The organism is Govania unica, assembly GCF_027920805.1.
Lineage (GTDB): Bacteria > Pseudomonadota > Alphaproteobacteria > Sphingomonadales > Govanellaceae > Govanella > Govanella unica.
Genome location: NZ_JANWOI010000001.1, coordinates 740,269 through 758,215 on the forward strand (window position 1 = coordinate 740,269; position 17,947 = coordinate 758,215).

Below are 17,947 nucleotides of genomic sequence, written 5' to 3' on the forward strand. Positions count from 1 at the left end.
CTTGTTCCCGGTGACGGGGAGCTGTGCTATGCTGATTGACAGTCCCAACCGGGTTCCGTATGTTGCCCAACTTTGAAGGCCCGGCTGAGACGCAGATGATTCTTCATCTCCTAAGTAACCACCTCAAGGGGATCTCAAAGCAATCATGAAAGTCGTGGTGAATGGAAAGCAGATCGACGTCGGTGACGCGCTGCGCACCTATGTGATCGACCAACTGCAAACCAACTTGGCCAAATATTTCGACGACAAGCGGCTTGAGGCGAATGTCACATTTTCGCGTCAGGCGCATTTGTTCCGTGCCGATTGCGCGGTTCATGCCGGGTCCGAGATTTATTTGCAGAGTCATGGCGAAGCGAATGATATCTATGCCGCCTTCGCCGCCGCGGGTGACCGCCTTGAAAAGCGGCTCAGGCGGTATAAACGACGGCTCAGGGATCACCATAAGCGTCGCCTGGAAAGCGAAGCTGCACAATGGCGGGCAGCGACCATGGTTTTGGAACCGGATGTCGCTGATGAAGAACCGGAATATCATGTCGATGGCTGGCAGCCGATCGTCGTGGCCGAGACAACCATGGAAATTCTCCAACTGAGCGTTGGGGAGGCGGTGATGCGAATGGATCTTGCAGAAGCCGCGGTTTTCATGTTCCGCAACAGCTCCAACGGGCAATTCAACGTTATTTTCCGTCGACAGGACGGCAACATTGGCTGGGTTGATCCGGCGAATATCAAAACGGGATCATGAAGACCAATGGAAATTTCTGATTTGGTAAGCCTGGAAGCCATCGATCCGCACCTCAAGGCTTCCAGTAAAAAACAAGCGTTGCAGGAGCTTGCGGAACAAGCCGCGCAGATTGTCGGGCAGCCGGAACGGGCTATTTTCGATGTTCTGCTCGAACGCGAGCGTCTCGGAACCACAGGGGTCGGGCAGGGGGTGGCCATTCCACATGGTCGTCTGCCGAACCTTGACCGGCTTTATGGCTTTTTTGCCCGTCTCGATACGCCGATTGATTTCGACGCCATTGATGAACAGCCTGTGGATCTGATTTTCCTGCTTCTCGCGCCGGAATCGGCGGGGGCCGACCATCTGAAGGCGCTGGCCAAAGTGTCTCGTCTTCTGCGCAACAAGCCGGTCTGCGACAAAATACGTGGCAGCGACAATGCCGATGCCATCTATGCCTTGCTGATCGAGCCTGCGGCCTCTCACGCGGCGTAACGCCTGCAGTTTGCCATGTCTATGAAAACGTGATGGCCGGGACTTGTCCCGGCCATTGGTTTTTACGGGGCGACTTCAGGGGAATGCCGGGAAAAAAGCCTGAGATTGCCGCCCGGCTGGCAGCAATGGCTGATGAGCGGCCCGCGCCGGTTAATGCAGGCGGGCAGGGCTCATGTTATTTTCAAGCGCCGTAGTCAGTGCGGCCTCCCAGCTTTCAAATACAGCCAGTTCGCGGCCATTCGCGGCATGCACGGCAAAGCTCGGCACACCGTGACGCTGGACAGCCTTGATATAGACGAGGTCGCCTTCCCCGAGATGGGCGAAGGTTTCCGGGCTCATGATCTTCAGAGCTTCATGATTGGTGTGCATTTTCGTACTCCCATCCAACGACTTACCCCAATGACTTTCCTTGTAGAAGGTGTCCAGGGTCGTATCCTGGAGACCTGAGAAACGAAAGTGAGCGGGTCTTACGCAATGTCTGATCGGAAAACAGCCCGATCAGTCGTCGGTAATGGTGATCTCTACTATTGTAGACGATGGCGGTGGTTGGCGCAGATCAATTTCCAGTAAACCATTCTTGAGCACCGCCCCGGTAATCTCGACCCCGCGTTCCAATACGAACCGGCGTTGAAACTGACGGGTGGCGATGCCGCGATGGAGGAAAAGGCGGCTTGCGCCGCTGCTTGTGCCATCATCTTCACTGTCTTCAGGCTGACGGCCCCGTATGGTCAGGATATTGTCTTCGAGCGTGATCGACAGATCCGGTTTGGCAAAGCCTGCAACCGCAAGGCTGATGCGTAAGCGATCGGCCCCCACATGCTCGATATTGAACGGGGGATAGCTGTCATTGCCTGCTTTGGCGATGCGTTCGACGATGCGTTCCACATAGTCAAAGCCAACGACAAACGGCGTGTTGAAGACTGTAGGCCGTGTAATCGGTCATCTCCTCAAGCGAGCAAGTTGACTGACATGCGCATTCTGGGTCCGTTAGGCATCCCGTTTTGCACGAGGACCGTCACCATGACCGATCCTGTACCATATTTAGGTCTGCCCCTCGGGGGATCAAGGCCTTGACGAGTGTTTTTAAGTGGCACTGGCCAGTTGCAGGCCGCCGGCCGGCAGCGCGCGCACCAGACAGGCGGCTCCCCGGGCTTGCAGGCTGTTACAGAGGCTGACGGCGGCGGCGCGACTGCTGAGCGGTCCGGCGGTCAGGCGGTAATAAAGCCCCTTCGGACCGCTGCTGTCGGTGGCGAAATTGATTTCCGCATGCTGGGGCGACAGTCCGGCAAGCAAATCGCCATATTGGCTGGTGAAGCGGTTCCAGCCGCCGGTCAGCTGATCGGCCTTGCGATAGGCGGCAAGCTGGACGGTCCAGCCCATGCGGGCGGTGGTCGTGACGGTGACTGGGGTGATCGTCGCAACGGGCTGCGTGCTGACCGGGGCCGGGGAGATGGCGGCCAGTGTGGCTGGAGGGGTGATCTCAGCCACCATGATCGGCTCTTTACCAATCACCCGGAGGGCGGCGACCTGCTGTGCGCTCAAACCTTCCGGCGCTGTGGCCATGACGCTGCGGCCGCTTTGCACCAGCGCGGCGAGACGGCGCGCCGGCGGCAGGGCTGCCACCATATAAAGATCCCGCAGACGGCTGTCGGCGGCGGATTGGCCGAAGTCGATGGCCACGAGCCGCCGGGCCTCATCCTCATGCCCGCGCAACAGATAGGCGAGGGCCAGGTTCTGACGGACTGCCATGCCGCCCGTGGAGGATGGGGTCTGCAGAGCGCCCTCAAGCACACGGATGCCATCATCGGTGGCGCCATGGAGGACCAGCGACAAACCATAATTATTAAGGCTGCGGATATCCTGCGGAGCCGCCGCGAGGGCCTCCCCATAAAGCATCACGGCCTCGTCGTGACGGCCAAGCAGATCAAGGGCGGTGGCCTTGCCGCGCAGCGCCTCCGGCAGCCTCGGGTCAAGCATCAGCGCGTTATCAAGGAAGGCCAGACCATCCTGGGCGCGGTCCATCTGCACAAGGCTGTTGCCGAATGCGGTGAGCGCCACGGGGTCCGTCTTGTCGCGGCCGACGGCACGTTCGAACGCGTCGCGAGCGTCGCCATATTGTCCGATGGCGGCGAGCGCGCGGCCAAGGCCCAAAAGCGGGGCCGGGTCACGCGGGCGGGCTTCATGGGCGCGGCGGTACAGCGGGATCGCGGCGGCCGGATCGCCAGCTTCGGCGATGCGGTCGGCTAGGGCCAGAAGGGCGCTGGTATCGGAAAATCCGGGTTTTCCAGTGCTCCGCGCCTCGGCCCCGGTGGCAAATTTGCTGAACCGGCTGGCCGGGTCGCTGTTGCAGGCAGCAAGCAGGACGCAAGTTGCACTGGCCAACGCCACAAGGGCGGGGAAAGCCGGTTTCCGGGACATGGAACGATCCTTTAGGTGATTTGTCTTAGCCCCGAGGTTAGGCCATTTGTCTTTACAGGGGCTTAATCAGCGGCAGGCTTTGCCACGGGCGACACCCTGTTGCAGGCATTCACAATGCTGAAGGCCCGGTTCGCAGCCCTGGCGTTCCAGATAGTCATCAAGGGCCGCCGTCAAAATTTCCTGACTGCTCAGATGGCTATGAGCGGACAAGAGGCGCAGTTTCAGATGGCGCTCACTGTCAAGACGCAAGGTCATCGCCACGCGAGGGGCTTGGGCGCTGTCTTTTTCCGGCTTGGCCGCCCGGGGTTCGGGAATCACGGTTGCGACCGGCCTTGGCGCCGGGCGGGCATAGGTGGCCGAGAAGGAGCTGACGGGCGGAGCCGATGGCGTCGGGTCGCCGGGCAGGTTGTGGGCGAGCGCGAAGGTGGCGCTTTCCTGGGCTGGTACGGCATGGCCCTTACGTGCGAGCAGGGAAGCGGAAAGACGGGCTACGGACTTCATACAGTCTTGCTCCTCAGGATGCGGCGGCCTGGCGGCGGCCGAAACCGCCGGGCCGGGCTATGGCGTCACGCCGCACGGGCGCAGTTGACTGGAAGACCGTGCGGCGGAAATTGCGCTCCAGACGGTCGCTGATATATTGCCAGAGCTCACCGACTTCGCGGGCCGAGGGGCCTTTGGGGTTGGTTTCCTGCACGGTGCGGCCATCGATCATGCTGGAGGCGAAATCGGTGCGGTGATGCAGGGTGACGGGGGCCACCGTGCCATGTTGCGACAGCGCGATGGCGGCGTCGGCGGTGATGCGCGCACGTGGCGTCGCGCCATTGACCACAAAGGTCACGGCCTTGCCGGAGCGGTCGGCGAGTTCCACCGTGGCTCCTGCGGCGCGCAAATCATGGGGGCTCGGCCGGGTCGGCACGATCACGAGGTCCGAGACGGCGATCACGCTCTGGATCGCAAGGGTGATGGCGGGCGGGGTATCGATGATGGCAAGTTTGAACCCGCGCGCCCGCAGATCATCCAGATCGCCAAGCAACCGGGAGATGGTGGTCTGGGCAAAAGCCGGGCTGTCTGCCGCGCGCTCGTTCCACCATTCCGAGAGACTGCCCTGCGGGTCGGTGTCGAGGATCACAACCGGACCCGCGCCCGCGAGTTCGGCCTGAACAGCAATATGGCCGCTCAGGGTCGTCTTGCCGGAACCGCCTTTTTGCGAGGCAAATGCAATGACACGCATAGGTCTTCCTTCGCTTGTCCAAGATGTCAGTCAAGTATGCTGACGATTATTGTAAGAAGCGTAAAAGAATGCCCGTTAACAAATAGTAAAACTAATAAATTTCTTGGTAATGATTGTTAATTTTTCGTTTTTTATTTTCTTATTATTTAAACGTGATTTGTATAAAATTTTATCTGGTCTGTTTTTCTTCGGTGCTGTCACGGCGGTTGCTTCATGGTCGTCGTGACGGCAGAATGACGCGCGTCGCGCGAGCCGTGCGCACCGCAAATAACCCCACGGAGCAGTTATGAGACGGTCGAGCCTGAGCGGATTTTCCAAGTTTTCTCCGAATGTTAGGGCTTGTTTTCTGGCCGCTTTCATGGTTGGCGCAACGGCCTTGCCGCTGGCGGCTGCGGGCATGCGCGAAGGTGTCGAAGCCTACAAAAGCGGTGATTATGCAGGCGCCCTCAAGGAATGGTTGCCGCTCGCGGAACAGGGCAATCCGAACGCGCTTTACAATGTGGCTCAGCTTTACCGTACCGGCAAAGGCGTTCCGAAAGATATCGCCCTCGCCGAAAAATTTTATCGCGAAGCGGCCGAACGCGGTCATGTGGCGGCTCAGGGTAATCTCGGCACGTTGTATTATTTTGCCTTTCCCGACTCGCCACGCGTGAAGCCGGCCTTTGAATGGTGGGAAAAAGCGGCGCGGAACGGCGATGGCCGCTCGCAATATATGCTTGGGGTGATGCTCTTTAACGGGTCGCAGGTGACGCGCGATCCGGTGCGCGCCTATGCCTGGATGCGGCTCGCAAACGAATCCGGTGTGCCGGAGGCGGCCAAGGCTGAACAGCAGATGGTGCATACCATGTCGGTGAAGGATGTCTCCGAAGGTTATGCGCTGGCCCAGAAGATTGCCCCGGATAAGAAACTCAATCCCGCGCCGCCGGCCATGGGGGATGGCATTTCCGTTGCAGCGGCGGAGCCCGCAACTCCCGCGCCACGTGCGGTGACGAAGCCAGAACCCAAACCGGAGCCAGCCCCGAAGCCGGAGCCAGCTCCGAAGGCTGTCGCGAAACCCAAGCCAGAACCCAAGCCAGAACCCAAGCCAGAACCCAAGCCAGAACCCAAGCCAGAACCCAAGCCGCAACCGCAACCCACAATTGCCGGTGGCAGCGGCAGTTTCTTTGTTCAGGTGTCCGCGTCGGGCTCCGAGAGCGAGGCCAACACACTGCGTGGCCGCATCGAGAAAAAGGGTGGTCTGAACGGCGGCGGGGTGCGGGTTGCGCCGGCCGTGAAGGACAGCGGGGCGACGGTTTATCGGGTGCAGCTCGGCCCCTATGCCAGCCGCAAGGACGCGAACAGCCAATGCGCGCTGATGAAAAAGCAAAAGCAGAATTGCTTTGTGGTCAATGACTGATCTTACTTGCTGGGGGGTGAGTTTAACGCGCTCTTAACCCTGTTCTGCTTTGATGCTCATGTCTCTGAAATCTCTGAAGACCATGAGTAAGCAGGTGGGCCCCCTGTCGAGCGAAACCCAAAGCACGGAAGTTCTTATCGAAGATCGTTATGCCGTCGATGTCGCGTTGCCCATGACGCAGTTTGACACGGTGGGAGCGATGGCCGTGGCTGCGCGCGATGTGATTGACCCCCGGCGCAAGCTTTACGCCCTGGTGCAGCGTCACGGCGTGCCGCGCCGCACCAGTGTGGCAGCGAAACTGGTGGGCCGCACGGTGCCTGGCCTCTTGACCCTGCGGGGGGAAGGTATTGTCAGCCTGTCCGACCGTGACGGCTTTGGCCAGCGGTTGGTTTCGGTTCTGGATTTTCCGGCGGGGGGGCCTGTGGTTGATAATCCTGCACGGTTCCAGGCCTTTCCTGACCGGGTGATCCGGGAACAGATCGCCCCGCAACTGGCGGCGGCGCTTGGAGTGCTCGAGACGCTCGGCATTGCTCATCGCAGCATTTCACTGTCCACGCTCTATTACCGCGATAAAGACCGCCGGGAAATTGTCCTTGGCGAATGTTTCTCGGCCCCGCCCGCCTATCATCAGTCCCCGGCCTATGAACCGATCGAGCGTGCCCTCGCTGATCCGGCCGGACGTGGCAGTGGCGATACGGCCTGTGATACCTATGCGCTGGGCACAACCCTGATGTCGTTGTTTCTCGGCCGCGATGTCGGGCTTGTGGAGGACGGCGAGCAGCTGCGGCAGCTTGAGGCACGTATTCGCCTGGGGTCTTATTGGGCCCTTGGCGGCTCGAACGAACTCGGCGGCGCCATCGGTGAATTGTTGCGCGGCCTGATGGAAGACAATGCTACCAAACGTTGGGATCCCGAAGAGGTCAAGCGGTGGGCGGACGGTCTTTATGGTCGCAAAGCGGTGAGCGATCCCGGCTGGACCATGGTGCGCCCGGCGATTTTCCGTGACAAAAGTTATAAGGATCGCCGCGGTCTGGCGCTCGCTTTTCTTGAATTTCCCAAAGAGGCGGTCATCTTTGCCAGCAGCGATCGCTTTCACCATTGGATCGACAAGGCGTTGGCCGAAGGCCCGACACGGGAATGGCTCGACCGCGCTTTCGATATTCGCAGAATAGCGCCTGACAGTGCGCTCAGTGCTGCCGAGGAACGACTGGCCATGGCCCGCTTCATGGCGGTGTTTTTCGCGGAAGGCCCGATCATTTATGGCGCCTTGCGGTTCTGTCCCGATGGCATCGACGTCTATCTTGCCATGATGTTTGCCGAGGCCGACAGTGAGCGGTTCGATCTGCTGCGTGAGCTGATCGGGCGTGGCCGCCTGCCGATCTTGCTGGAAATCCTGGCCGGCCGCTCGCCCGCCCTCAAGATCGGTATGGGGCGCATGATGATGTTGATGTCTGAAGGCAACAAGCCGGGGCTCGGCCATGGCTTCGAACGCTGTCTTTATGAATTCAACAAGACGTTGCCCTGCCAAAGCGCCAAACTGCGCGCAACCTACGTGGATGATCTGCGCAAGCTCGTGATCGGGCTTGAGGAGGCGGCCGGGCGCGGGGAGGTTGGGGCCAGTGTCATCGATCCTCATATCGCGGCCTTCGCGCTCCGTAATTCGGCCAATCTTGAGGGGGCTTTTACCCGGCTTTCGATGCTCACCGATCAGGCGGAGGCATATTTGCTTGAAACTGTGCGGCTTTTGGGGCTTTTGCAGCAAAAACATTACCCGCAGGCGTTGAAGAAACTGACGGCCGCCCTGTTGCCGGCCTTGAAACGCCCGGTTGAAAAACTCAAAAGCGTGAGCCGGCGCACTCAGGCCATGAAGGCGCTGCAGGCGCTGGCGGAGGAGGGCAATCTGATGCGGATCGGCAGCGAACTGAATTTGAAGGCCCTTAAAGACCGTGACGCGCGCGAATTTAAGACGGCGCAACAGCAGGTGCAGGTTTTGGGCAAATGGCAAAAGCGCCTTGATGTGCCGATCGTTGCCAGTGATGCGCAGGTGCGGAATCTGGGAGGACGGATTGCTGCCTATTGTTCCTATGCGATGTTAGTGGCGGTTGCCGTGACCGTTTTCTCTCGTTTTAATCTCTAGAGGCTGGAATGGCGCGCAGACCGCAACCCATGCAACGATCTACCGGAACGGCCGCTGCACCGGCGCGTAGTGGGGCTTCTCCCCGTCCGGCAGCTACAGCTGCGGAAAACTACAGTGGCGCCCTTGGTGTGCTGGTCACGCTGATCGGGCTAATGTGTTTTGCTTTGCCCACATTCATTGTGTTTTTTGGCGGCATGGTGCCAAGCTGGGTCGCTTTCATCGTCGATGACCGCCGGTCGCCCTATCGCTTGAATGTCATCGCCGCCTGTAACCTTGCCGGGGTCGTTCCTTATCTTGCTCTGTTATGGTCTCAGGGCCACAGTCTCGCTTATGCCATGCAGCTTTTGAGCGGTGTTTATGCCTGGGCAACCATGTTCATGGGCGCCGTCGCGGGCTTTGCCATTCTTTGGGTCGGGCCGCATCTGGCCGCCATATTTTACAACATGGATGCGGTCAAGCAACGGCAGTCGCTTGATGTCATGCGGCGGGCCTTGATCGAGGAATGGGGGCCGGATGTGTTGCCACCGCCCGAAAAACGCGTGCCGGACAAAAAGCCTGCCACCGCGACGGTTGGCAAAGGCGCGGGCGAACAGAAAGCGACGTCTCCAACGGAAGACGCCGCTGTGAAAGAAGCCCGCTGAATTAGGCGTCAGGCCCCGGCAACATGCCCGGGCCGTGTTTTTCCAAAGCCAGATGCTTCATGGATTTTTGCAGCTTTTCAAAGGCGCGCACTTCGATCTGACGCACCCGTTCCCGGCTGATGTCATAGACCTTGCTCAGATCCTCAAGGGTGGCCGGGTCTTCCTTCAGGCGGCGTTCGGTCAGGATGTGACGCTCGCGCTCGTTGAGGGTGGCCATGGCTTCGTTCAGAAGCGACATGCGCTGCTGATATTCGTCGCGGTCGGCGATGACCACGTCCTGGGTCTCGCGGTCGTCTTCAAGCCAGTCCTGCCATTCGCCTTCGCCATCGATGCGCATGGGCGCGTTCAGGGAATGGTCGGCGCCGCTCATGCGCTGTTCCATGCTGATCACGTCAGCGGTCGAGACATCAAGCGTGCGGGCGATTTCCTCCACCTGTTCGGGGCGTAGCTGGCCCTGATCGATGGTTTGAATCTGGCCCTTCAGGCGGCGCAGGTTGAAGAACAGTTTTTTCTGGGCCGCCGTGGTGCCGATTTTCACCAGCGACCAGGAGCGCAGGATATATTCCTGAATGGCAGCCCTAATCCACCACATGGCATAAGTGGCAAGGCGGAAGCCGCGATCGGGATCAAAACGCTTGACCGCCTGCATCATGCCAAGATTGCCCTCGGCGATCAGTTCACCGACCGGCAGGCCATAACCGCGATAGCCCATGGCGATCTTGGCCACGAGACGGAGATGGCTGGTGACAAGCTTATGCGCCGATTCCGTATTGCCATGCTCACGCCAGGCTTTGGCGAGCATGAATTCTTCCTCGGCGGCGAGCATGGGAAATTTGCGGATTTCCTGGAGATAACGCGACAGGCTGCCGTCCGGTGAAACGGCGGGTAAATTGAAAGTTCTTGCCATGTCTGTTCTCCCCTTTCGGCCTTGAGGCCACAACCAATAGTTTAGAACTCTTCCAGAGTAACTCAAGACCGCCCGTTTGTCAAAGTCAGTCCCAATACTGCTTATCCTGTCGTGCGTTGGTGCCGTTTTTATAAGCCCTCTAAACTCTCAAGAAGGCAACTAATGTCAGATGGGTAGCCGGTTTCAAATTTCAAGGTTTCCCCTGTTGCAGGATGGACGAATCCGATCACTGTTGCGTGAAGGGCCTGACGTGGAAAATTTTGCAATTCGGCTTTGAGTTCTGCGCTCAAGCCCCGTACGTGGCGGGTCAGGCGGCCATAGGTGCTGTCGCCTAACAGAGGATGCCCAAGATGGGTCATATGCACCCGGATCTGATGGGTGCGTCCGGTTTCAAGACGGCATTCCACCAGGGCGGCCACCGGCTTTTCCTGTGGGCCAAAGCGCCGCAGGGTGCGGTAATGGGTCACCGCATGCTTGCCGCCGGATTTGACGATGGCCATTTTCTGGCGGTTGCTCGGATGGCGGCCGATGGCCCCCTCGACCCGGCCGGACGGCGGCATGGGCGCGCCCCAGACGATGGCATGATAGACGCGATCGAGATCATGACGGGCAAACTGCTCGGCGAGCCCGAGATGGGCCTCGTCGGTTTTCGCCACTACCATGAGCCCGCTTGTGTCCTTATCGATGCGGTGGACGATGCCGGGCCGCAGCGGGCCACCGATCCCCGACAGGTGCTCGCCGCAATGATGAATAAGGGCGTTCACGAGCGTGCTTTCCAGACTGCCGGGCGCCGGATGCACCACAAGCCCCGCCGGTTTGTTGATGACCATGAGATGCGCGTCCTCATAGACGATCTCAAGCGGGATATCCTGTCCGCGCGGCAGCGGATCGACCGGCGGCGGCACATGGAGCGTCACCCGCTGCCCGGCCTTGATCTTGAGTGAGGTGCTCGCGGCGGCGGTGCCGTCGATCAGCACCTGTCCGGTGGCGATCAGGTCTTGAATCCGGCTGCGCGACAGGCTGGTCAGGCGCGCGGCGAGCACGCGGTCAAGCCGCTGCCCGGCGTCCTCCGGCAGGGTTTCAAGGTCGAAATTCTGGTCTGATATGTCGGTCATGAGCCTTTGGTGACAGAGAAATCTGTTCCCTTCAAGACTGTTGATTTAAGGTGACGCCAGATTGCCCCTGTTTGCATGAGGATGTCATGGCCCCGAATATCGATCCCCGCGCTATTCCCGAACTGTCGCCGCAGGAACGCCGCCTGCAACGCATCCTCAAGGGGGTGGTGGCCGTGCTCACCCTGCTGATTCTGGTCGTGCTTGGGGTCTTGGTCTATAAAATGATCACCGGGGGCAAAAATAAAGCTCCGAAGTCAGAGATTGCAGCTAAACAAACCATGGTTCCGGCAGGCGCGAGCTTTGGTGTGCGTGAGGTGGCCCTGCCGAAGGGCGGAGAGCTTATTGAAACCACCCTCGAGTCCAGCACCCTCCTGTTGCAGATCGAAGGCGAGGACGGCGTCGATCAGGTGATCGTGCTCGATGCCATGAGCGGGGTTGAACGCGGCCGCTTTGTGCTGAAAGCAGTGAAGAACTGATGACCCTGTCCCTGAGCCTCAGCGACCGGCAGCAGATTGCAGAGGCGGCACAGGCCGCCTTTCCTCAGGAATGCTGCGGCTTGCTGATCGGCACGGACGGAAGGGTCAACCGCGTTGTCGCCGCAAGAAATCTCCGGGCCGAGCCGGACAGGTTCGAACTGGACCCGGCGCTGCATCTTAAAATTCAGCGCGAACTGCGCGGTACGGCCGAGCGGGTGATCGGGCATTATCATTCACATCCGAACGGCCACGCCCTGCCGTCTCAGGTCGACCTTGCGGAGGCTTATGATCCCGGCCTGGTCTGGGTGATCGCCGCGACGGACGGGCAGGCGGTGGAGATCGCCGCCTTTGAGTTCGACGGCACCGAGTTCAAGGCGCTGGCCCTTACGCCTTGAAACTATGCGCCGGGCCTTGCGGGGCGGTGGTCTGGACCGCGACCGGCGGCTCCGTCCGCAGCAGAATGTCCCCTGTGAAGCGGCTTTCCTCAAGGGCGCTCCGGAACAGGCTGCGGATATGACTTGCGGCGCTTGACGGAAAATCCTTCTCACTCCGCAGGATCAGATTGAAGGTTCGCTCGCGGATCATGCCGTCGAACTGCAACTTGCCGGTGGCACCCAGCCGCAGATCAAGCAGAAAACGTGTGCCGCGTTCCTCGGGCCGGTCCTTGTCTTTTGCCTTGCCGTCTTTGTCGTCTGGATCAGCATTGCCGCCCAGTTGCCGGACCACCAGCGGGATAGCCTGAAGGCCGTCCGGGGTGCGGAGCGGCAGAAGCATGCTGCGCCAGTCCGCACTGCTACGGTCTTGCGCGGACAGCAGCGGCTTGCTGATTTCGTCATCGATGAGCCTCGCCAGATCGCCGCGCCCCTGAGCCTCAAGCCGGGCTAGGCCCTCGCGTCCGAAAATAAGTCGGGCCGGACTGCGCAGCCCAAGCGCTGAGAGGAACAGCAGCGTCACCGGCGTCATCAGCCGCTCGGGCGTCGGAAGTTTGTCGAGTATCCGTTCAGTCAGGGCCGGGTTCAGCATGGCCAGGGCGAGTTCAAGGTTCGGCCAGTCCTTGATCGGAGGCTGCGCTTGAGATTGCGTCAGGATTTGCGCTGTTTCTTCAAGCGGCAGACTGCGCATGAGCGGCTGGGCCGTGGGGGCGAAAGCCTGATCGAGTTTGGCCAGCGGGTCGAGGCCTGCAAGGGGAGTCCGATGCTCAACCACAGTCAGCGACAGCATGACCCGGGTGCCGGGCGGCAATGGCAAAGGCTCCGCCAAGGTGACAATCCCGGCGGCGGTCATGATGCGCGTTGGCTGCGGGATGTTCGACTGTGGTGCTAGAATTTCTCCGGGTATGGATTGCTGCGGCAACGGAGTAGAGGGCGGTGTCCGTGCTGGGGAGGCTGCAGGCAGCGGCAGGATGCGATCCAGAACGACCACAGCCGGTCGGGGTGGCGCAGCTAGTGGAGCGGCAGGCTGCGCACTGCCCTTCACTTGCGGGCGCTCAGGGGCAGGCAGACTTTCAAGCAAGGCCGGCAGTGGTCGGCCGATCGCGGGTTCCTGTGTGGGGCCCGGTTCCATGGGCAGAGCGGGATTAGGCAGCGGTACGCTCCCGGGGGCCGGCGGGGGAAGCGCCGGAGCGGAGGGCATCAGGACAGTCTGGGACGCGGTTTGCGGTTGGGGCGTTTGAACTGGCGCGGTCACCGTTCTGCCCGGTTCCGGGGGCGAAAGAGCCTGTGGAGATGGGCCCTGCACCGCCTGGCCCTGCGCCAACGAAGCCTGCGCCGGCATCCGGGTCAGCATGGGCAAGGGTTCATCGGCGTTGCTGTCCCCTGATGCACTCGTTTGTCCCGGTGCCGCAGGTGTTGACACAGGCGGGCGATAGGTCGGAGTGGGGGCCTCGGGCCGGGCGGGCAGCGGACCCGTTGCGGTGTTCTCGGGCGCTTTGATCAGGATAAGCTTGACGAGTGCGGGGGTCAGGTCCGGGCCGAGCCCCTGTGGCGGCTTGCCATTGAGGGTGATCACGCGGGCCTCGATCACCCGTTCGGTGGCGATGATTTCAAAGGTTGCGGTCTCCGCCGTGTTGAGGGCGGTCAGCAGGGCCTTGCTGGTCTGTCCGGTGGTTTCGATCACATAGCTGCCACTTGGGCTTTGCAGCACCGGGTCGCCCTCGGGGCTCAGACCGCTGATCAATCCGGCGAGCAATGCGCCGCGATCGAGACGGGCAAAGCTCGCCGCGAGCGACACCGCCGGGTCATGATGGGGGCTCTCGGCCACTGTGGCAGGGGCGGCGGGAGTGACGGGCGTGCCCGCCTGCCGTGGGGTTTGCTCGGACGGTTGCTGATCGGACGAGCTTTGCGGGCGGTCGATGCGGGTGACCGGCTCCGGACCGGAGGCGATGCGCGGGGGGAGCGATGATGATCCGGGCCCGCTCATATCCGGCTAACCGATCAGCCGCGCGGCGATGGCGGTGACATCCTCGGACGCAGGCGCCAGGGGATAGCGGGCCAGCAACGGCCGCTGTTCGCGGATGGCCGCCGTCACATTGCGGTCGCGGCGGATGGTGCCCAACAGCGGCGGCGAGAATTTCAGGAAATTCTCGGCTGCGCGTTTGATGGTGTCATAGGTGCGCTGGGCCTCAAAACGGTCCCCGGCCTGATTGACCACCACATGAATCTCGGCCTGCGGGTCGCGCTGGCGGTGCAGCTTAATGAAGGCATAGGCGTCGGTGATCGAGGTCGGGTCGGGGGTCACAACCACCAGCGTGCGCCCGCCATGATCGGCAAGCGTCGCCACCTGCGCATCGACCCCGGCCGCCATGTCGAGCACCACATGATCATAGCCCTCGCCAAAGCTGATCAGTTTTTCCCGCAGCTCGGCAAGCAGCTGCGGCCGCAGCCGGCCAAGCGCGCCTGACCCCGAACGTCCGGCGATGATGTCGAACCCGGTCTTGCTCTCGTCGCTATAGCGTTCGACCACATCCTTGAGGCTCGCCTGTCCGCCAATGACGGCGGCAAGATCGCGGGTCGGCAGCAGGCCAAGCTGAATATCCACGTTGGCAAGCCCAAGGTCGCCATCGAACAACAGCGCGCGCTTTCCGGCCCGGGCGAGGGCGTGACTGAGCGAGATCGAAAACCAGGTCTTGCCGACCCCGCCCTTGCCCGAGGCCACCGTCAGAAGATTGCGGCCACGTTTTGCAGTGGCCTGGCCGTCGAGCGCGGCAAGCTGCGGATCTTTGGAGCCCTGACGGCGGGGAAGATCTGCCAATGTGACGGTCATGATTGTACCCGGGTTTTTGAGGAGGACGAGCGATAGGTGACGGTTTTCTTGGGCGTTGCCGCGATCAGGCGGGCCATGGAAACCGGATTGAGGCTGGAAAGCCGGTCGCCGATGAAGGGCGAGGCGGTAGCGCCCGCGATGGCTAGCGGTCCACCATGGCTGAATGCCAGCAGACTGCCAAACCGGCGCGCGGTATCGAGCTTGGTGGCGATGAAGCGGCGACAACCGAGATCGGCATAGAGCATGCTGAATTCATGGGCCTCGACCGCGTCCATTCCGGCGGCGGCGACCAGCACCGGTTCGGCGTCGATAGCGTCGAGCATGGATTGGAGCGTTGCGAGGTCGTCGCGGTCATAGGCATTGATGCCCGGGGTGTCGATCAGAATGAGGTCGTGATCGGCGGCCTCGGCCTCGCGCACGGCGTCGGCGAGGGCTTGTGGCGTTGCGGCGGTCACGGCCGGGATTTCAAGAATTTTCGCATAAGTCCGGATCTGGTCGATGGCCCCCGCGCGGAGGGTGTCGGCGGTGATGATCGCGACACTGCGCCCGGCAAGAATGGCATCCGCCGCAAGCTTGGCGAGCGTCACCGTCTTGCCCGCGCCGGGCGCGCCGATAAGCATCAAGGGCCGTATCGGACGATCCTCAAAAGGCAGAAAATGAAGCAGGCCGTCAAAGGCCGCCGCAAGCGCCATGACCGGATCGTCGTCGTCAATGACGGCGGCGCTTTTGAGGATGGCGTTGTGGACATCCTCGGGCAGGCGATGATGGGCGAGCAGCAGGCGGAGGGCGTCATCGGGCGGACTGACCAGATGCGGACCGCGCGCGGCTGTCGGGGGGGCGCGCTCCGCTACGGGCTCGCGGTCGAGGGCGGCGGTCACATGGACAAGGCCACTCTCGTCACGCTCGCGACTTGATATGATAATGGCGTCGGGCCCAAGGCTTTTGCGCACCTGGGCCATGGCGTCCTGCATGCTGTTCGCTGAGAAGGTCTTAAGCCTCATCTGCGGTCAATCTCAAATCTGGGCCTCAAATCTGGGCCAAAGTACGGATATGGGCTTTCGCATGAACTTCGTTCTGGGACATCACGACGGTCTGCGGGCGGAAGCGCTCGATGATCGAACGCACATAGGGACGTACGCCGGGGCTGGTCAACAGCACCGGCATTTCACCAAGCCGCGCCTGTTGCTCAAAGGCGACGCGTACGGTGCTGATGAATTCCTGCAATTTGCTTGGGCTCATGGCCAGCTGGCGGTCTTCGCCTTGTCCGGCGAGCGCTTCGGCGAAGGCCTGCTCCCAGGCCGGGGACATGGTGATGAGCGGGATGAAGCCCTGCATGTTGGTGTTGGCGGAGCTGATCTGACGCGCGAGCCGGGCCCGCACATGCTCGGTGATCATCACCAGATTGGTGGTATAGCCGCAAGCCTCGGCGATGCCTTCAAGAATAGTCGGCAGGTCGCGGATCGAGATGCGTTCGCCCAGCAGATTTTGCAAAATGCGCTGAATGCCCGACACCGTGATGCGGTTCGGCACCAGATCGGCGGTCAGTTTCTGTTGTTCCGGCGGCAGATCGTCCAGAAGCTTCTGCGTTTCGGCATAGGACAGGAGATCGGACATGTTGTCCTTGATGATTTCCGTCAGATGGGTTGTCACCACGGTTCCGGCATCGACCACCGTATAGCCCCGGAACGAGGCTTCTTCCTTCAGCGACAAATCGATCCAGCTCGCCGGCAGGCCGAAGGCGGGTTCGGTGGTTTCCTCGCCCGGCAGGCTCACGCGTTCGCCGCGCGGGTCCATGACCATCAGCATATTGGGGCGGAGATCGCCGCGTCCGGCTTCGGTTTCCTTGATGCGCAGCACGTAATTGGTCGAGGGCAGCTGCATATTGTCGAGAATGCGCACCGACGGCATGACAAAGCCCATTTCGGTGGCAAGCTGACGCCTGAGCGCCTTGATCTGGTCGGTGAGGCGATGGCCGCGTTCGTCATTGATCAGCGGCAGCAGGCCATACCCGAGCTCAAGCCGGATCTGGTCGATGGCGAGCGCGGTTGAAATCGGCTCCTCAGCCGGGGCTAGATCCGATGGGGCATCCCGCCGTTCGATCACATCGGCCGCCTGCTGATCCTGTTTCCGGGAGATGCTGTAACCGGCATAGCCGGTGAGCCCGGCGAGTGCGAGGAACGGCAGCATAGGTAGGCCCGGCAACAGCGACAGGGCGGCCATCAGTCCGGCGCTCATGAACAAGGCGCGCGGGTAATTGCTGAGCTGACCGAACAGCGCCTTGTCGGTGGAGCCTGAAATCCCGGCCTTGGTAACGATCAGACCGGCCGCGGTCGAAATGATCAGCGCCGGAATCTGGCTGACCAGACCGTCGCCCACCGTCAGCAGGGTATAGGTTTTCGAGGCGTCGCCAAAGCTCATGCCGTTCTGCGCAACGCCGATGATGATGCCGCCGATGATATTGATGAAGGTGATCAGCAGCCCGGCGATGGCGTCGCCACGGACATATTTGGCGGCCCCGTCCATGGAGCCGAAGAAGGTGCTTTCGTCCTCAAGCTCCTTGCGCCGGGTGCGCGCGCTTTGTTCATCGATGAGACCGGCCGAGAGATCGGCGTCGATGGCCATCTGTTTGCCGGGCATGGCGTCAAGGCTGAACCGCGCCGCCACTTCGGCGATACGGCCCGAGCCCTTGGTGATGACCATGAAATTCACGATCAACAGCACGATAAAGACGATGATCCCGATAACGAAATTGCCGCCCATCATGAAATTGCCAAAGGCTTCGATGACGTGACCGGCGGCGGCGGTGCCTTCATGGCCCTTGCTGAGAATGAGACGGGTCGAAGCGACGTTCAGAGACAGCCGCAACATAGTCGAAATCAAAAGAATGGTCGGGAAGGCGCTGAATTCGAGCGGCCGGTTGATGAACAGACTGGTCATCAGCACCATCACCGCAAAGGTGATCGAGATCGCCAGCGAAAAATCAAGCAGCCAGGGCGGCATCGGCACGAACAGAACCACCAGCATCGACACCACGCCAAGGGCGAGGGCGATATCTGTCCTTTGGCTCATGTAGTCTAGGATATTGGCTTTGGTAAAATTGCCAGATCCTTGCGGAGTGCCGGTGGCATCACTCATGAACGTTTCTCATTGTC

18 protein-coding genes are annotated in these 17,947 nt (G+C 61.0%); 7 read left to right on the forward strand and 11 right to left on the reverse strand.

Translation table 11 applies throughout. The features are described from left to right. The first annotated feature begins 145 nt into the window (after positions 1 to 145). Both hpf and ptsN read left to right on the forward strand, forming a co-directional pair. Complete coding sequence (hpf, locus tag NYP16_RS03330) at positions 146 to 742, forward strand: ribosome hibernation-promoting factor, HPF/YfiA family (protein ID WP_274942692.1); 597 nt, start codon at positions 146 to 148, stop codon at positions 740 to 742. 6 nt (positions 743 to 748) lie between these two features. After that, on the forward strand, positions 749 to 1,213 hold the full coding sequence (ptsN, locus tag NYP16_RS03335; RefSeq protein WP_274942693.1) for a PTS IIA-like nitrogen regulatory protein PtsN: 465 nt from the start codon (positions 749 to 751) through the stop codon (positions 1,211 to 1,213). A gap of 150 nt (positions 1,214 to 1,363) precedes the next feature. Here the strand turns inward: ptsN and NYP16_RS03340 are convergent, their stop codons facing one another. The 5 genes from NYP16_RS03340 to NYP16_RS03360 all read right to left on the reverse strand — a co-directional run bounded on the left by NYP16_RS03340 (position 1,364) and on the right by NYP16_RS03360 (position 4,862). After that, positions 1,364 to 1,582, reverse strand: a complete 219-nt coding sequence (locus tag NYP16_RS03340; RefSeq protein ID WP_274942694.1) for a DUF1150 family protein — start codon at positions 1,580 to 1,582, stop codon at positions 1,364 to 1,366. 129 nt (positions 1,583 to 1,711) lie between these two features. Beyond that, a complete protein-coding gene (locus NYP16_RS03345; RefSeq protein WP_274942695.1) occupies positions 1,712 to 2,098 on the reverse strand; it encodes an Hsp20 family protein in 387 nt (128 codons plus the stop codon). Between the two features lie 198 nt (positions 2,099 to 2,296). After that, complete coding sequence (locus NYP16_RS03350; protein ID WP_274942696.1) at positions 2,297 to 3,631, reverse strand: SPOR domain-containing protein; 1,335 nt, start codon at positions 3,629 to 3,631, stop codon at positions 2,297 to 2,299. 66 nt (positions 3,632 to 3,697) lie between these two features. Next, positions 3,698 to 4,132 carry a hypothetical protein gene (locus NYP16_RS03355; protein ID WP_274942697.1) on the reverse strand — a complete coding sequence of 145 codons (435 nt, stop codon included), beginning with the start codon at positions 4,130 to 4,132 and terminating at the stop codon, positions 3,698 to 3,700. 13 nt (positions 4,133 to 4,145) lie between these two features. Further along, complete coding sequence (locus tag NYP16_RS03360) at positions 4,146 to 4,862, reverse strand: ParA family protein (RefSeq protein WP_274942698.1); 717 nt, start codon at positions 4,860 to 4,862, stop codon at positions 4,146 to 4,148. 358 nt (positions 4,863 to 5,220) lie between these two features. Here NYP16_RS03360 and NYP16_RS03365 point away from each other — a divergent pair, with 358 nt between their 5' ends. From NYP16_RS03365 to NYP16_RS03375, 3 genes are all read left to right on the forward strand, one after another. After that, entirely contained in the window at positions 5,221 to 6,258 is a 1,038-nt protein-coding gene (locus tag NYP16_RS03365) for an SPOR domain-containing protein (RefSeq protein WP_274942699.1), read from the forward strand. Positions 6,259 to 6,340: 82 nt separating this feature from the next. Continuing rightward, positions 6,341 to 8,395, forward strand: coding sequence for a hypothetical protein (locus NYP16_RS03370; protein WP_274942700.1), 2,055 nt, complete (start codon positions 6,341 to 6,343; stop codon positions 8,393 to 8,395). Between the two features lie 8 nt (positions 8,396 to 8,403). Then, positions 8,404 to 9,036, forward strand: a complete 633-nt coding sequence (locus NYP16_RS03375) for a hypothetical protein (protein ID WP_274942701.1) — start codon at positions 8,404 to 8,406, stop codon at positions 9,034 to 9,036. Position 9,037: 1 nt separating this feature from the next. Here the strand turns inward: NYP16_RS03375 and rpoH are convergent, their stop codons facing one another. Both rpoH and NYP16_RS03385 read right to left on the reverse strand, forming a co-directional pair. Next, positions 9,038 to 9,943, reverse strand: a complete 906-nt coding sequence (rpoH, locus tag NYP16_RS03380; protein WP_274942702.1) for an RNA polymerase sigma factor RpoH — start codon at positions 9,941 to 9,943, stop codon at positions 9,038 to 9,040. Between the two features lie 128 nt (positions 9,944 to 10,071). Beyond that, complete coding sequence (locus NYP16_RS03385; protein ID WP_274942703.1) at positions 10,072 to 11,058, reverse strand: RluA family pseudouridine synthase; 987 nt, start codon at positions 11,056 to 11,058, stop codon at positions 10,072 to 10,074. An 86-nt stretch (positions 11,059 to 11,144) separates the two neighbouring features. Here NYP16_RS03385 and NYP16_RS03390 point away from each other — a divergent pair, with 86 nt between their 5' ends. Together NYP16_RS03390 and NYP16_RS03395 are read left to right on the forward strand one after the other, a co-directional pair. Continuing rightward, positions 11,145 to 11,534 (forward strand): hypothetical protein, encoded by a 390-nt coding sequence (locus NYP16_RS03390; RefSeq protein WP_274942704.1) that lies wholly within the window; start codon positions 11,145 to 11,147, stop codon positions 11,532 to 11,534. Further along, positions 11,534 to 11,929, forward strand: coding sequence for a M67 family metallopeptidase (locus NYP16_RS03395; protein ID WP_274942705.1), 396 nt, complete (start codon positions 11,534 to 11,536; stop codon positions 11,927 to 11,929). The genes NYP16_RS03390 and NYP16_RS03395 overlap by 1 nt, the downstream gene beginning before the upstream one ends. Here the strand turns inward: NYP16_RS03395 and NYP16_RS03400 are convergent. The 4 genes from NYP16_RS03400 to flhA are packed head-to-tail and all read right to left on the reverse strand — an operon-like array spanning position 11,919 to position 17,930. Then, positions 11,919 to 13,952 (reverse strand): hypothetical protein, encoded by a 2,034-nt coding sequence (locus tag NYP16_RS03400; RefSeq protein WP_274942706.1) that lies wholly within the window; start codon positions 13,950 to 13,952, stop codon positions 11,919 to 11,921. The genes NYP16_RS03395 and NYP16_RS03400 overlap by 11 nt on opposite strands. A 6-nt stretch (positions 13,953 to 13,958) precedes the next feature. After that, positions 13,959 to 14,795: a MinD/ParA family protein gene (locus NYP16_RS03405; RefSeq protein ID WP_274942707.1), complete on the reverse strand. Its 837-nt coding sequence runs from the start codon at positions 14,793 to 14,795 to the stop codon at positions 13,959 to 13,961. After that, positions 14,792 to 15,796, reverse strand: coding sequence for a flagellar biosynthesis protein FlhF (locus NYP16_RS03410; RefSeq protein WP_274942708.1), 1,005 nt, complete (start codon positions 15,794 to 15,796; stop codon positions 14,792 to 14,794). The genes NYP16_RS03405 and NYP16_RS03410 overlap by 4 nt, the downstream gene beginning before the upstream one ends. Positions 15,797 to 15,821: 25 nt before the next feature. Next, the gene (flhA, locus tag NYP16_RS03415) at positions 15,822 to 17,930 is read right to left on the reverse strand and encodes a flagellar biosynthesis protein FlhA (RefSeq protein WP_274942709.1); all 2,109 of its coding nucleotides are present in this window, start codon (positions 17,928 to 17,930) and stop codon (positions 15,822 to 15,824) included. Positions 17,931 to 17,947 lie beyond the last annotated feature (17 nt).